We start from the raw sequence: 13,348 nt of genomic DNA, 5'->3' as shown, positions 1-13,348 counted from the left end.
GGACCTATGCAGAAGATCTCGAATGCTTGGAACCTGCGAGAGATTGATGTCAAGAAGCTTGCAAGTTTTGCTTGGAAAGCAGCCCTAATATTGTTTGGACTGAAATTTATTTCTGATGTCGTTGCATTGATATTATATGTCTATGCCTCTACAGATCCCTTGTTGAAGGGTCACAGATCAGCTGGTTTCGGCGCCGCCGTCGCAGAGCTGTCGACCGCGGCAACGATGTTGCTCCAATTGTTGGCCTGGCGGCTCGCCATCGAGGTCGCTCTCCACCTCACTGCGAACCCAAAGCGATAATTCAATCAGTTGGAAAGGCGCGCACGAGCCGCCATGCAGAGGTTATCGCAGTTGCTTTGTTTCATCGCCGGGGTGCTGTTGGCCGGCATAGCCCATGGGGGGCAAGCTGAACAGGCCTATAAAAGAGGAGATTACGCAAGGGCTTTTGAGTTGTGGAACCTCAGGGCTAAGACTGGTGATGCCGAGGCGGAGGACAATCTTGGCACCGCTTACGCCGAAGGGCACGGTGTCACACAGGATTACGTTCAAGCTGCCGCTTGGTACCGCAGGGCAGCGGACCAGGGTGATGCCCAGGCAGAGCACAATCTCGGCTATATTTACGACCGTGGGTTAGGGGTCAAGCAGGACTATGCCGAAGCTGCAATTTGGTATCGCAAAGCTGCCGATCAGGGATTGGCGGTCGCTCAAACCAATCTCGGGTTGCTGTACAGAGATGGAACAGGCGTACCGCGGGACTATATGCAATCTGCCGCGTGGCTCCGTAAGGCCGCCGATCAAGGAACGGCCGTTGCCCAATACTTTCTGGGCTTGGCTTACGCCAAAGGTCTAGGTGTCGCCCAGGATTATACCGACGCAGTCGCATGGTATCGCAAAGGGGCGGAGCAGGGAAACGCACTGGCGCAGCATGATCTTGGCGTAGCCTATGCGGAGGGTCTCGGCGTAACGCTTGACTACGCCCAGGCCGTCTCCTGGTTCCAGAAAGCTGCGGAACAGGGCAATGCAGGTGCTCAGTACGACCTTGGGGTTTCGTACTACAAGGGGCTGGGGGTCCCCTTAGACTATGTGCAGGCCGTTGCCTGGCTGCGAAAGTCTGCCGACCAAGGGTACGCTAAAGCCGAGAATAGCCTTGGAGTAGCATATCTCGATGGCCATGGTGTGAAGCAGGATACCGCCCAAGCTCTAATTTTGATTCGCAAGGCTGCGGATCAAGGAGATCCCACTGCTAAGGCCAATCTTATCAAGTTGGAGCCGCCGGCACAAAAGGCCTAGTCCGTAACCAGATAACGCGAACGGCGGAGACTAGTGGTTTTCGGCCCGCCCGCTTCTCGACTGAGTCAGTTACTGAGGTTCTGGCGAGCCCGGACGCGACTCCGCGACCATAGGTGAGCAGACGAAGCGAATGAGTGTGAGTGGTCGTCATTCGAATGGCGGTGGGTCCGGGAATAAATTCGATCGGCGGGGCTGATGACACGTGACGAACTGATTGCGCTGGCCCGGAAATGGCGCTGGCTTTTTGGGCTGGTGGGGGTTGCCGTTGGCGTAGCGTTGAGCTTTTACCCCATCGACTCCAACTTTAGAAACTGTGCCGCGCAACCCCGTGGCTCCGACAGTCAGATTGCCGCCTGCACGCAGGTCATCGGCAACGTTCTTGAACGCCCCGGCAAGCGCAGCATCGCTTACATGTTGCGCGGCAATGCCAGGGCGGAAAAAGCCGACTTTGCCGGCGCGTTCGCCGATTACGACCAGGCAATCAATCTCGACCCAAAAAATGGCGGCGCGTTCTACAATAGAGGCAAAGCCAGGTTGCTGCAGGGCGACAACGACGGCGCGTTGGCCGATTACAACCAGGTGATCAGGTTCGATCCCAAGATGGTCGACGCCTACAACAACCGGGCTCTTGCCTGGGCGGCCAAGGACGACCTTGACCAAGCTATCGCGGACTATGACCAGGCCCTGAGCCTGGATCCGAAACATGCGATTTCTTATTACAACCGAGGCCTCGCCTACGAACGCAAGCGCGACTATGACCGCGCTATTGCCGACTACAGCCAGGCGATTAGCTTCGACCCCGGACACGTCTACGCCTTAGTTGAGCGCGGCGGTGTGTGGATGGATAAGGGCGACAACCAGAACGCCATCGCCGACTTTGACATGGCGATCAGCAAAGATCCCAAGAATGCCACCGCTTACTACGGACGTGGGGTTGTCCGAGGCAAGACGGGTGACCGAGACGGCGCAATCGCTGACTACAATCAGGCGATCACTCTGAATCCAAAATATGCAATTTCGTACGATAACCGTGGGCTGGCCTGGGCTTACAAAGGCGATAACGATCGCGCCATGGCCGATTTCAACCAGGCCATCGTGCTCATGCCATCAAACGGCGAATACTACCGACACCGCGGGGAGGTATGGAGCGACAAGGGGGATCATGCCCGGGCCCTTGATGATTTCAGCCAGGCGGTTTCTCTCGATCCCAAAAATGCGTTCGCCTATTTTGACCGTGGCGTTGAACATTTCTATTCCGGCACGCTGGCCAAGGGACAGATTGATTTCGAACAGGCAACCGCGCTGAAGCCTGACAATGCATATTTCGCAATTTGGCTGGATTTGGCAGAGCGGCGCGGCGGCGTGGCTGGCCATTTACAGGATGCCACTGGTAGGCTCGATATGACGAAGTGGCCGGCGCCGGTGGTGCGTATGTTGCTTGGCCTAGACACGCCCGCCGACATATTGAGGGCAGCCGAAAGTCAGGACGCAACCACCAAAACCGGACAGGTTTGCGAGGCCAATTTCTATACCGCCGAACTCGACCGGCTGCAGCAGCACGCCGATGAGGCCTTACGCCTATACCGGATCGCCGCCAGCAATTGTCCCCGGAGCTTCGACGAATACCTCGCGGCCAGGGCCGCGCTACGAGAGTTGGGTGCGTCACCGTAACGGTCATCACGATTGGCCCGTGGGCTCTTGATATCCCAACCTCCTTCACAAGTTCACACCGGTCGACTGGAGGAACAGGATGCCCTCAGGGATTGGCCGCGCCTCAACGCCCTATTCTGACGGCCGGCATTGGTATTTATCTCGGCATCGCCTGAAATTAAGATATACGACAGGTGGGCAAAAGCGGGCTTGGACGCCCATATCAGGAGCGTATACTTGAACGATCAAAATGAAACGACGACGGCCGATCTGGTCGGGCTGACGGCCGACATTGTCTCCGCCTATGTCGGCCAAAATCCCCTGCCCGTCGCTGGCTTGCCGGACCTCATCGCATCGATCCACTCATCGCTGACAGGCCTAGGTCAGCCGAGCATGGCCGAGCCGCCTAAACAAGAACCCGCCATCAATCCGAAAAGGTCGGTAACGCCGGACTACATCATCTGCTTGGAAGACGGGAAGAAATTCAAATCGCTGAAACGTCATCTCACGGTTCAATACGGGCTCACGCCAAACGAATACCGCGAAAAGTGGGGATTGAAGCTAGACTACCCAATGGTTGCGCCGAACTATGCGGCCCAAAGATCTACGCTTGCGAAGGCGGCGGGGCTCGGACGCAAACCGCAACCTACCCAGACCCGAAAGGTGACTGCCAAACGAAAGCCTAGGGCTTAGTGAAGGCTGGCTGTCGGTATTTCAAACCTCGGGCGCGCCGTGAGGGGCGGTTGGCCTATCGAGACCGTGGGCGATGCCACATAATTTCGAGCGATCTCGGCGACGTTACGAGCTATGCAGATCGTCGCCGATAGGAGAAGAGTGCTTCTTCGATAGTGGGTCTCGCAATGTAGCGGTCTCCCGCTACCATTTTCAGCCCCACTATCATGGTAACGGTCGCATTACGGCGACCGCCTAAAGTTGGTGAGAATTTCCGTGTCCTGAGCGTTTGGGAAACGGGGCCCGCCAATATAAGAACGGCAAGCTTGCCCTTGGCTCAATCGGTGGCCGGCTCTCCAATAGGCGGTTCATGCAGGAAAAGGTGTCCGTCATTTGCTGCGAATGCGTTGCGGTCGCTAGCGGTCGGATGGCCGCTGCCACTTGATGGGGGCTGAGCCTTCGTCCGTCGAGATCACCCGCGGCGCGATACGGACCCGTCAAGTCACCTCAAGTCGATGTTTGCCAGGGAGAAAGTTATCTACAACCAAAAGCAAGCACTTACCTTTCAAAGGCGGATTAAACCGCCCTGCCCAACTGGAGCACGCTTCGAAACCTGCATCGTTAAAAAGCGCAGGCTGCAATGAAGGAATCTTTGATGCAAATATAGGAGAGATATCCGCGAACAAGGACTCATGCGGATGGTAGTCAGACAGCTTGGCGCACTTGGAATCCGCCCGAGTAGCGGCGATGTGGTGCGACCGCCGGCACTATCAACGCAAACCGCGCTTAAGAAGCGAGGCGGGCTAGGAAAGCACCAGTCGTTAATCGCGATGGCTATCGTCGGTCTCGTTGCCATCGGAAGCGCCTGGTTTGCGATCAAAGGCTCACACGCCGCAGTCGCCCCGTCACCCAGTGCAGAACCTCCCGCATCGCCGTCGTTGGAAAACGGGATCCAGCAGCTTGGTGACCAGGTTCAGTTGCAGCTTGCCGCTCGAAACTTCGAAGCTCTCGAGTCATCGTACCAACAAATTCGCACCGGGGATGGCAACTTCACCGGGGGTATTCCGCGACTTTACGTGTTCTACCGTGCACTCGCACTGCAGCCCGTAGAGGGCTATCATTGGCGGGACTACACGTTCGACGTGGTGCCGGATGCGGCTTTTGAACAACGACGAGCGCTGCTCGAGGCCTGGCGGAAGGCAAAGCCGTATTCGAACGCGCCGCGGGTCAGCTTAGCCTTGCTTTGGCGAAACTATGCTTGGCAGGCCCGTGGGCACGACGAGGTAGATCATACGTCGCGTGCGCAATTCCAAGGCTTCGCCGAACGCCTGATCAAAGAGGCGGGTGTGCTCTACAACGTGCCGCGAACCGACCCTGAGGTCTACGAAACTTTGCTGAGTCTGGCACGCGACCTCGGCGCGCGACGGCCTCAGCTCGATGCTCTCTATCGCGAGGCGGTTGCGAAGTATCCGGGATACCTCCCGATTTACGTTTTACGAGCCAACGTCCTGCAACCCAAATGGTACGGCGCCCCCGGAGAATTGAAGGAATACGCGGACTCGCTGCTGCAAGAACCAGGCGGTGACCTGGGCCGGATGACCTATTCGCTCGTCGCGGTCCAACAATTCAACGTCTATGCGTTCGCCGAACTCTTCAAGAAAACCGAATTGAATTGGCCGGATGTGAAATCAGGGTTTGAGCTGCGCGAGAGGCTGTATGGCTTCTCTAACGACGATTGGAACATGTACCTCTATCTGGCTTGCGCGGCCGGTGACCGCGCAACGGCCAAGGAAGCGGCCCAGCATGTTGGCGAGTGGATTCCGTTTATCTGGCAGGAGAAGCACTGGTTCGATCAGGATGTTGCTTGGGCCCGGTCCTGAACCTGCGTTGGGGATGTCGGGACCACTGGCGGTGAAATGTGCAGGGGCAAACAGGTCAAAGCTCCCCGCTGCAGCGCCCAAAAGACTGGAAAATGGTGTCGTGGTTCCCCGCTACCATTTTCAGACCCACTATCATGGGTAACGGTCGCATTACGGCGGCCGCCTAAAGTTACCGAGAATTTCCGTGTCCTGAGCGTTTGGGAAACGGGCCCCGCCAACAAGGGCGGAAAGCTTGCCCTTGGGCTCAATCGGTGCCCGGCTCCTCCAAGCGATCCATAGGCCGGAGCGGAACGGTGCAGCGCCGGGCGCCGCTCCGGGTTTCTGTCGATTTCGACCACATTGGCCGGGCTTTGGAGGGCATGCAGCGCCAGCGTTGCCGGGGTCCACTCGTCAAGCTGGCAATCCGATCTCTGCCCTGTCTTCCGACCGCCCGTTATCGGAATCCTGTTTCCAGCGTTTTAGTAACGGCCCGCTACAAGATCGACTTGCAGCGGAGCTGACGATCACTTCTTCTGAGACTGTGCCGTAGTTAGGATTTTTTCTACCGTCGGTTCGGTGTTCGTGACGGCTTCCTCAATTGGCAGCCCGACGCTGAACGCGCCACCAGATGGAAGGGTAAACGTTGGGGCGGCTTCATTGACCCTGTTCACAAGCCAAAAAAGAAGTGTCATGCCGCAAGTGTACGCGACTAGGAAAATCAGCAAGCTGAGGATCCCGTAGGTGCGCGCAATCCAATGCGCGGTCGACAAGCCGAAAGGAACGATGGAGAGACCGGCGAAGATCAGGCCGTACAGAATGCCGGCCAACCCCCTGCGAAACGGATAGCTCTGCGCAAATCTCAGCATGCCACGATAGTACAGTGACGCGGTTGCAAATTTCTCAAACGCCTTATTTAAAGTTGAGCGATTTTATGTGCAACGCTTTGCTTGATGTCGATGTAGGGGAAACCGGCAGGTCTCCGATATTGAAAAGCAAAAAACCGCCCCGGTTAGACCGGGACGGTTATTGATTTATGATGAAATTGGTTGCGGGGACTGGATTTAAGCCTGCTTAAGTTGCCTCGGACGGCCCTTTTTTAACAAACGAATTTCGTAACTGCACTGTGTTGACGATATCCCTCCTACGACTCGCCCCCGACGGCTGGCGAAGCGCGCCCATCTAGATACCGCCGCAGTGAAGTCTTGAGGGCATTTGGCCTAAGTCGATTGCTTTAGGCTTGGCCTACAGCGGACGCCTGTAGCCCGATGTCGTTTACAAGCACCCGCAATTCGGGCTGAGGCGCGACCCAGAAAGTTCGAAAAGCTTCCAGGAACCCCAGCCAAACAGGATGCCCTGTGGATAGCTTGGTTCCAGCGCTTCCTCCATCACTGCGGCGGCCGTCATTTCTGCAAGTAAATCAAAAAAGCTGCCTGAAGGCAGCGTGGACTTCGCCTCGGTTCCATTTGAGGTTCGACAGCACCAGACGCAGTGCCGCTTTTTCTCGTGTGAAGGCTCTGGACGAACGGCTGGCGGGCGTTGCGATCGAGCTCCAGGAGCCGCACGCCGTCCTCTCTGGATGATTCTTCCGCCTAACTATAGCGCGCAATCTCGCGTAAGAGACGCGTCTCCGCTGTCCGCAACTGCGCTGACATTGGTCGAAAAAGGTGTTGTCGATGCGCCCATCGAGCTTTTCCAGGTACATGGCGTGAAGGCGGAGCTTTTACTCCGTCTGGCAGCGGCGGATCGCCTTTCCGTGCTCGCGCCGAGTCTATTCCGGGGTGTCTATCCTGGGCTCAACCTGACCGCCCGCCGCGATATATTCCACCCGAGCTGCCAGATAGCTGCCCATGATGCCTTCGGCGCAGCGGGAGGCTTCGAGGGCCGAGATACCGCGATTTTGCATCAACCATTTTTTCGCGGCGCTCTGCCCTTGCTCGACCGCCGCCAATAGATTCTTCACGTCGGACCTGTCCCAGACGCGCGGAACCTGTTTGCGGATGAGCCCTATGGCCCGCTGCTTGTCTCTCTTGTGCTTGGGCGTATCGAATTGGCGAGGAAAATTGACGGCTCGAACGTCGTCAGCAGCCCAATCGGCGGAGATCGCGAAGCGAATGCTGCCAGCTTCCGTCTCGTCCGGTAAAGCCGCCACGAGCATGAAGTTGAGAGATTTCCAGGCTGGCAGTTCCATAAACGTCGGACCGTCCTCACAAAGTGGGTCATGACCGTCCATGCTGGAGCCATAAAGGCCGCCGAACGCGATCAGCGCTCTCCCTTCATCGCGTTCGAACATGAATCCGTGGGGGCAGGAAAAAATCGGGTCGGCATGTGTCTGGTCGAGCGCAATGCGGAGCAGGAAAAACGGAACATCCGCGGCCCTTCTTTTCGGAAGGTCAAGCATGCTCAGGATGCCTGGGGTTTGTTCCTGAAAAAAGGCAATGGCTCGCGCCTTCGCCGCGTCGCCCTCCTGGGGCGAGACACCAGCTTCCGGGATATACGTGGCGAGATAGACGAGCCAGGAATTGGCCAACGCGCTGCCGGGATAGCGCCGAAAGACATCGGCCGACTTCGCCGGCGTTACCGGAACCATGGTGCTTGCCGCCATCGTCAAGATGTCGTCGTCGCGCAGATCAGCCTGCAATTGCACGATGTGCTCCTGCATCGATTTACGAAAGCAAGAGGGCTTGTCGTCTGCATGAGCACAACCAAGAGACCACATCTTCTTCTCTTCTTGTTCAACCTGTTGCATGAATGGTCGCTTTTCTGGCGCGACGAGTTCACCCATCTGCGCAACGAGTTCAGCGATCTGGCGATCCATCTGACTCAGTTCCTCGCTCGCACAAATCGTCTTTTCGGCCTCGATCGAGGCCTTCGCGCAATCGAAAGATGGAGCGGCGGCCGCGAAGGCAGAACCGGTGAAGAATGACAACCACGCAAAAACCAGAAGTGCGCAAGGTAGCCAGACAGCCGCGAGCAGGAAACTTTGGGATCTAGCCGCATTGCGGCTGGAGCCACCTCCACTAAATACAACCATGCTGGCCGATCGATGTAGCACGGCCGCCGACCATTCTCGGCCGGGAATGGTAATACCAGGTGCAACTCCGCAATCGTCGCAAGAACCATTGTCTACGGAGCGGTCAAGTCGGCGAGCCTCGTCGACAACGGCATCAGCAATCCTGAACAGCGTAAGCAACAGGCGAGCCGTGCGTTCTCCAAACGGCAAACAATTGTCTAAGCAGCACTTCCAGACTTCGTCTTTGAAACCCATTTTTAGCTGCTCCCGATCCTGATCGCGCGTTATCCCAAGGCGTAGTGGATGCCACAGCGTACGGTCTGTGTCGCAGGGTCACGTGTTGCTTCCGAAAACGTTCGGATGGGTAGACTGCCCCCAACGACCTGAGTGTGCCAGTCTGCAAAATGAGTTCAAGGACAGAAATCAGGATGCTGGTTCCAGGCTCTTATATTATGCCTGTCGCGCTGGCCTCTGGCGTCCATTGGTGCGGTGTGCCCGGAACGCAAAACGCCAATAAACCGCCCCGATTGTTCAGATCGGGACGGTTATTGATTCATGATGAAAGTGGTTGCGGGGACAGGATTTCATCTTAACTTGTATCTCTCCTCAAGCTACCGACAGGTCATTGAACATGTTGCCTCAGAGCGCAGCAGCGGATTGTTTCGCACCGCGGCGTAGCTTTCCTATCCCTGGCCTTGAACGTGGCGACGCAAGTCATTGTCCGCTGTAGCGCGATGACCTGAAATTCATGCCCCCTTTTGGCATTTGGAATGCCTGCCCCAGAGACCAGCTTTTTGCTCCGCATTGGGAGCGCGACCGCGCCCCAATCCGTCCTTGTTTGCTCGGAGAGCCCCGACCGGGTAGGCGGTCAAGGCTGGCGCGGCAAGCGCCACTGCGCAGCGGCGCAGGCCTTGAGGGCCTGACGTCGGTCCGGTTCCATGCCGCCAGCAGCAAAAGGACATACAGCCGCCCGCTTCACCAGCACACATCGAACTCGCCTTTCGGACGCCATGATACCGGGTCGGCGATCCAGCGGCTGATGTCGGATTCATGCCAACCCGCGCCGTGGACGCTGATCTTGATCTGGCGTGGGAACGTGCCATCGGCAATCTTGCGGTAGATGGTGGACCGGGACAGCCCGGTCCGGGAAAGAACGGTTTTCAGGCGGATGATACGATCTGGTTCGCGCATGGCCGCGCCGCCTCCTGCTGGCTGTTTCTGACTGCTCCTGCTCCTGATCCAGTCAGGACAGGCATTCGCAGGCGCGCAAGAGGGCTCGGAGCCCGGGCGTAGCCGCTCGGAGTCCTCCCGCCACGCGTCGACGTGAATGAGTGCGCTCTCTACCACCCGAGCGGGCTTGCGTGTCCACGCACCGCGCAGCCCAGCTCGGTCGGCGACAGATATTCAATGCTTCAGAACACGTGCGAATTCGTCTCGGAAATGCGATCGGACTAAACAGCTAGCCAGTTTTTGGCAAATGTCTCGGAAGAACTGGCGAGAGAACGTCGCCGCTACGTTGAGCTCGCTCTCGGCACGCTGCAGCCTATGGTTCCTGCGCCATCTTATCCGCGCCCCAAAGTGTGGCGGGGTTCCTTTGTGGTCGAGATGGTCGCGAGAGGCTGGTCGTGATAACCTCATTCGTGGGCGGGCACTGTTTTTTGACTGGTGCGAGAGGTTCGGCTTCGAGACCCGCGCTTAAGCCCGCACGGCTGAGGAGCGACCGATGGAACGTCGGGTCGTTACCGCATTCTTCCTCGACATCGTGGGCTCGACCGCACTCACGGTGCGACTTGGCCCGGAGCGCTTCAAGCGCGCGCTCGATCAGGCTTTCCTGGAGCTCAAGGCGATCATCGAAGCTGAAAGCGGCACCATAGCGAATGTGATCGGCGACGCCATCTTCGCCCTGTTCGGAACGCCCGTAGCTCATCCGGACGATCCGCATCGAGCCTTACGAGCGGCGCAAGCCTGCATGCGCTGGGCGGAAACGCGGGGCGAGGAGTCCATGCCAATCGCGGTGCGGATCGGCATCGAGACCGGCGAGGTGATCATGGATCTCGCAGCGGCGGAGAGCGAGGCCGAGAAGACGAGCATAGGGACCTGCGTGATCCTCGCAGCGCGTCTGCAGCAGCTTGCCGAGCCCGGCCACATCCTCGCCGGCCCGACCTGTCACTGGATCACAGCCGAGTTCGCTACCTTCGTTGCGCTCGGAGACCTTGAGCTCAAGGGGCTGGGACCACAAGCAGTATGGCGCCTTATAGCGCTCGGCGATCGTTCCAGCCGCTCCCCGTCCCCGCTGATCGGCCGCGCTTCCCAGATGGCCTGGCTTGAGGCCGCATACAGGCACGCCCGAACCGGTCGAGGCATTCTCGCGATTGTCCTTGGACCGCCGGGCCAAGGCAAAACGCGGCTCGTGAACGAATTCATAGCGACGATCGGCCGTGAGGCGAGAATCCTCAAGGCGCGCTGCCGCCCCACCGCGGAGCGGAGCGCGCGCAATCCGTTGCATGAGCTGCTGGCATCGGGCGGCTCGGACGGGTCAGCCGAAAACCTCGCCGACGATCTCGTCGCCTTGTTCCCCGACGCACTGGAAAGGAGCCGCGTCCTCGCTGCTCTCGCGCACAGCGCCGGCCTTTCAGTCAGCCAGGAGTTGATGGCGCTTCCCGCGGGCCAACGGCTGGACGAGGTCGAGAATGGGTGGTGGCGCTACCTCGCGGCGCTGACCCGGGACGGGCCGCTCATCCTGTGGGCGGACGACGCCCACTGGGCCGAGCCCGAGACTCTGCGGCTTCTTCGGCGGATGACGCTCGTTGCGGCACTGCCGCTCCTGATCGTCGTGACCGCGCGCCCGGAGTTTTCGGTTCGAGCGGATTCCGGCACGGGCGACAATGTTCTGATCCTTGACTTGGACGCACTCGACGGCGTGGCCGCCCTTGCTCTCGCCCGCCATGCCGGCGTTGCCGGCCTGGCGGGGATCGAGCGTGCCGAAGGCAACCCTCTATTCATCATCGAGCTTGCACGTGCCAGGGAGATTGGCGTCACGGCCGAAGTGCCAATCACATTGAAGGGGATCATCGGAGCGCGCCTTGACGAACTCCCTCCCAGCCATCGGGAGCTCCTGCAATGTGTCGCCGTCGTAGGCGAGGTGTTTACAGTTGATGACGCGACGCTGCTTTCGTCGCGCGACCGTGCCGAGGTCGCGCACACGCTCGGCCGGTTGGCTGAACTCGCTTACCTTCAGCCGACTGCAGGCGGGTTCCGTTTCCACCATGCGCTTCTCCGCGACGTCGCGTATGACCGTCTCGCAACCGTCGAAAGGCTCCAGCTCCACGGCCGCTACGCGCGACACGGCGTGCCCGCCGCCGACGTCGAAACGCTCGCCCATCACCTCTGGGAGGCAGCAGCAGGGGAGGATGCCGCGTGGGTCTGGGAGAAGAATGAAGTGCTCGCTAGCATGCGCCGGGCAGCGCTCGATGCGCATCTGGCGGCGTCTCGCCGCTATGCGGCTCGCTTCGCCTATGAGCGCGCCTTCGAGGCCAGTCGCCGCGCAGCCTTCTTCGCGAGCGATCCCAAAGAGATGGGACAGGTGGAGCAAACACTCGCCGGCGCGCGCGCTGCCCAGGGTGATGCCGACGAGGCTTGGGCGCACTATCTCCGGGCGCGCGCATGCTGCCGTGAGGCCGGGCTCGAGCCGCCAGCCGATCTCTACCCGAGCCTCCTTGAGTTGCCCGGCTACACCTCGGGCATGTTTCGGCAGTTGCCCGATGCGGCGCTTGTCGAAGCGCTTCTTCAGGAGGGTGTGCGCGTCGCGCGCGGCGCCGGCGATGCGGCATCGGTTGCACGGCTCTTGGCCCTTCGCGCCTATGCGTCGAACGATGCGGCGCTGATATCCGAGGCCTTGCGAATCTCCGAAACCGTTGTCGACCCGGTCGCCCTCGGATCCTTCCTCGAGCATGCGGCCATTCTTCAGAACAGGCTCGGTGATTTCGCGGCAGCGCAGCGCAGCTATGAACGACTCGATTCACTTGGTCCTTCAGGCGTAACGACCGACCGGCAGCTGGAATTTCGCGCGATCGTCGCGTTGAACATGGGGCGCCTCGACGAGGCGCAGGACCTCGCCGCTCGCTACCTCGCGGCCAGTGCATCGCGCGGCCCTCACCTTCGGACCCACGCGTATCGGGAGCAGAGCCATGTGCTGCTTTCGCGGGGCGATTGGCGCGGCCTGCGTCAGCTCGCGGCAGATACCGAAAAGCTGGTATCCGAGCACAAAGAGACTGCCTTCTGCTACGCGGTGACGACCGCGTTTGCCTTCGCCGCCGTGGCGGCCGAGATCAGAGGCGAGCACGAGGAGGCGCACGCGCTCCTCGCGCGCGCCGAAGTGCCGCTCCAGGCGGAGGTTCTCGAACGCGAGAGCGTGCTTCTCTTGGCCAGCAGTGCGTTGGGGCGATCTGACAAGGTGATGGAGCTGCGCCGGATGGTCCACCAGCGGAATGGAGCCCCTCTGTGGTATTTCAACCGCGCCGAAGCCGCCGCCCTCGTTATGCTCGAGCGCTGGGACGAAGTCGAAGAAGTTCTGCTACGCCTCGAGCCCTTCGCGGCGCGAAGCGCAAGCTCTTATATCAGCGCGCTCGCGGGTGCAGTAAGAGAGGAGATGGCAGCGGCACGCGGCGGACCCGCCGCTATGCACCGCGAGCTGGTGGAGCTCGGCTATCGGGGATGGAGCCAACTCCTCTCGCATCGACCAAAACGCGTGACCGCGAGCGCCAAGTTACGGGGTCGTCCGTGAAGTATTCCAAGAGCTATGACTGCTGAATCGGTTGCGGACGATTTTGCTTGTTTGATTTTGCCGACTTTGAGGGTTTGGAGACAG

9 protein-coding genes are annotated in these 13,348 nt (G+C 59.4%); 6 read left to right on the top strand and 3 right to left on the bottom strand.

Annotated features, from left to right (window positions below):
* The first annotated feature begins 6 nt into the window (after positions 1-6).
* The 5 genes from ACWGS9_RS20945 to ACWGS9_RS20925 all read left to right on the top strand — a co-directional run bounded on the left by ACWGS9_RS20945 (position 7) and on the right by ACWGS9_RS20925 (position 5,492).
* Positions 7-300, top strand: a complete 294-nt coding sequence (locus ACWGS9_RS20945) for a hypothetical protein (RefSeq protein WP_454507030.1) — start codon at positions 7-9, stop codon at positions 298-300.
* A gap of 33 nt (positions 301-333) precedes the next feature.
* Positions 334-1,290 carry an SEL1-like repeat protein gene (locus ACWGS9_RS20940; RefSeq protein WP_454507029.1) on the top strand — a complete coding sequence of 319 codons (957 nt, stop codon included), beginning with the start codon at positions 334-336 and terminating at the stop codon, positions 1,288-1,290.
* Positions 1,291-1,485: 195 nt separating this feature from the next.
* Entirely contained in the window at positions 1,486-2,961 is a 1,476-nt protein-coding gene (locus ACWGS9_RS20935; protein WP_454507028.1) for a tetratricopeptide repeat protein, read from the top strand.
* 216 nt (positions 2,962-3,177) lie between these two features.
* The gene (locus ACWGS9_RS20930; RefSeq protein ID WP_454507027.1) at positions 3,178-3,633 is read left to right on the top strand and encodes a Ros/MucR family transcriptional regulator; all 456 of its coding nucleotides are present in this window, start codon (positions 3,178-3,180) and stop codon (positions 3,631-3,633) included.
* Positions 3,634-4,442: 809 nt separating this feature from the next.
* A complete protein-coding gene (locus ACWGS9_RS20925) occupies positions 4,443-5,492 on the top strand; it encodes a DUF4034 domain-containing protein (RefSeq protein ID WP_454507026.1) in 1,050 nt (349 codons plus the stop codon).
* A gap of 503 nt (positions 5,493-5,995) precedes the next feature.
* Here ACWGS9_RS20925 and ACWGS9_RS20920 read toward each other — a convergent pair.
* The 3 genes from ACWGS9_RS20920 to ACWGS9_RS20910 form a co-directional block, all read right to left on the bottom strand.
* On the bottom strand, positions 5,996-6,298 hold the full coding sequence (locus tag ACWGS9_RS20920) for a hypothetical protein (RefSeq protein WP_454507025.1): 303 nt from the start codon (positions 6,296-6,298) through the stop codon (positions 5,996-5,998).
* A gap of 941 nt (positions 6,299-7,239) precedes the next feature.
* Positions 7,240-8,736 carry a lysozyme inhibitor LprI family protein gene (locus ACWGS9_RS20915; RefSeq protein ID WP_454507024.1) on the bottom strand — a complete coding sequence of 499 codons (1,497 nt, stop codon included), beginning with the start codon at positions 8,734-8,736 and terminating at the stop codon, positions 7,240-7,242.
* A 720-nt stretch (positions 8,737-9,456) separates the two neighbouring features.
* Positions 9,457-9,672 carry a helix-turn-helix transcriptional regulator gene (locus tag ACWGS9_RS20910; RefSeq protein ID WP_454507023.1) on the bottom strand — a complete coding sequence of 72 codons (216 nt, stop codon included), beginning with the start codon at positions 9,670-9,672 and terminating at the stop codon, positions 9,457-9,459.
* A gap of 532 nt (positions 9,673-10,204) precedes the next feature.
* Here ACWGS9_RS20910 and ACWGS9_RS20905 point away from each other — a divergent pair.
* The gene (locus ACWGS9_RS20905; RefSeq protein WP_454507022.1) at positions 10,205-13,264 is read left to right on the top strand and encodes an ATP-binding protein; all 3,060 of its coding nucleotides are present in this window, start codon (positions 10,205-10,207) and stop codon (positions 13,262-13,264) included.
* Positions 13,265-13,348 lie beyond the last annotated feature (84 nt).

The organism is Mesorhizobium sp. Arg314, assembly GCF_053714275.1.
This window is presented reverse-complemented; position numbering and strand designations above follow the sequence as displayed.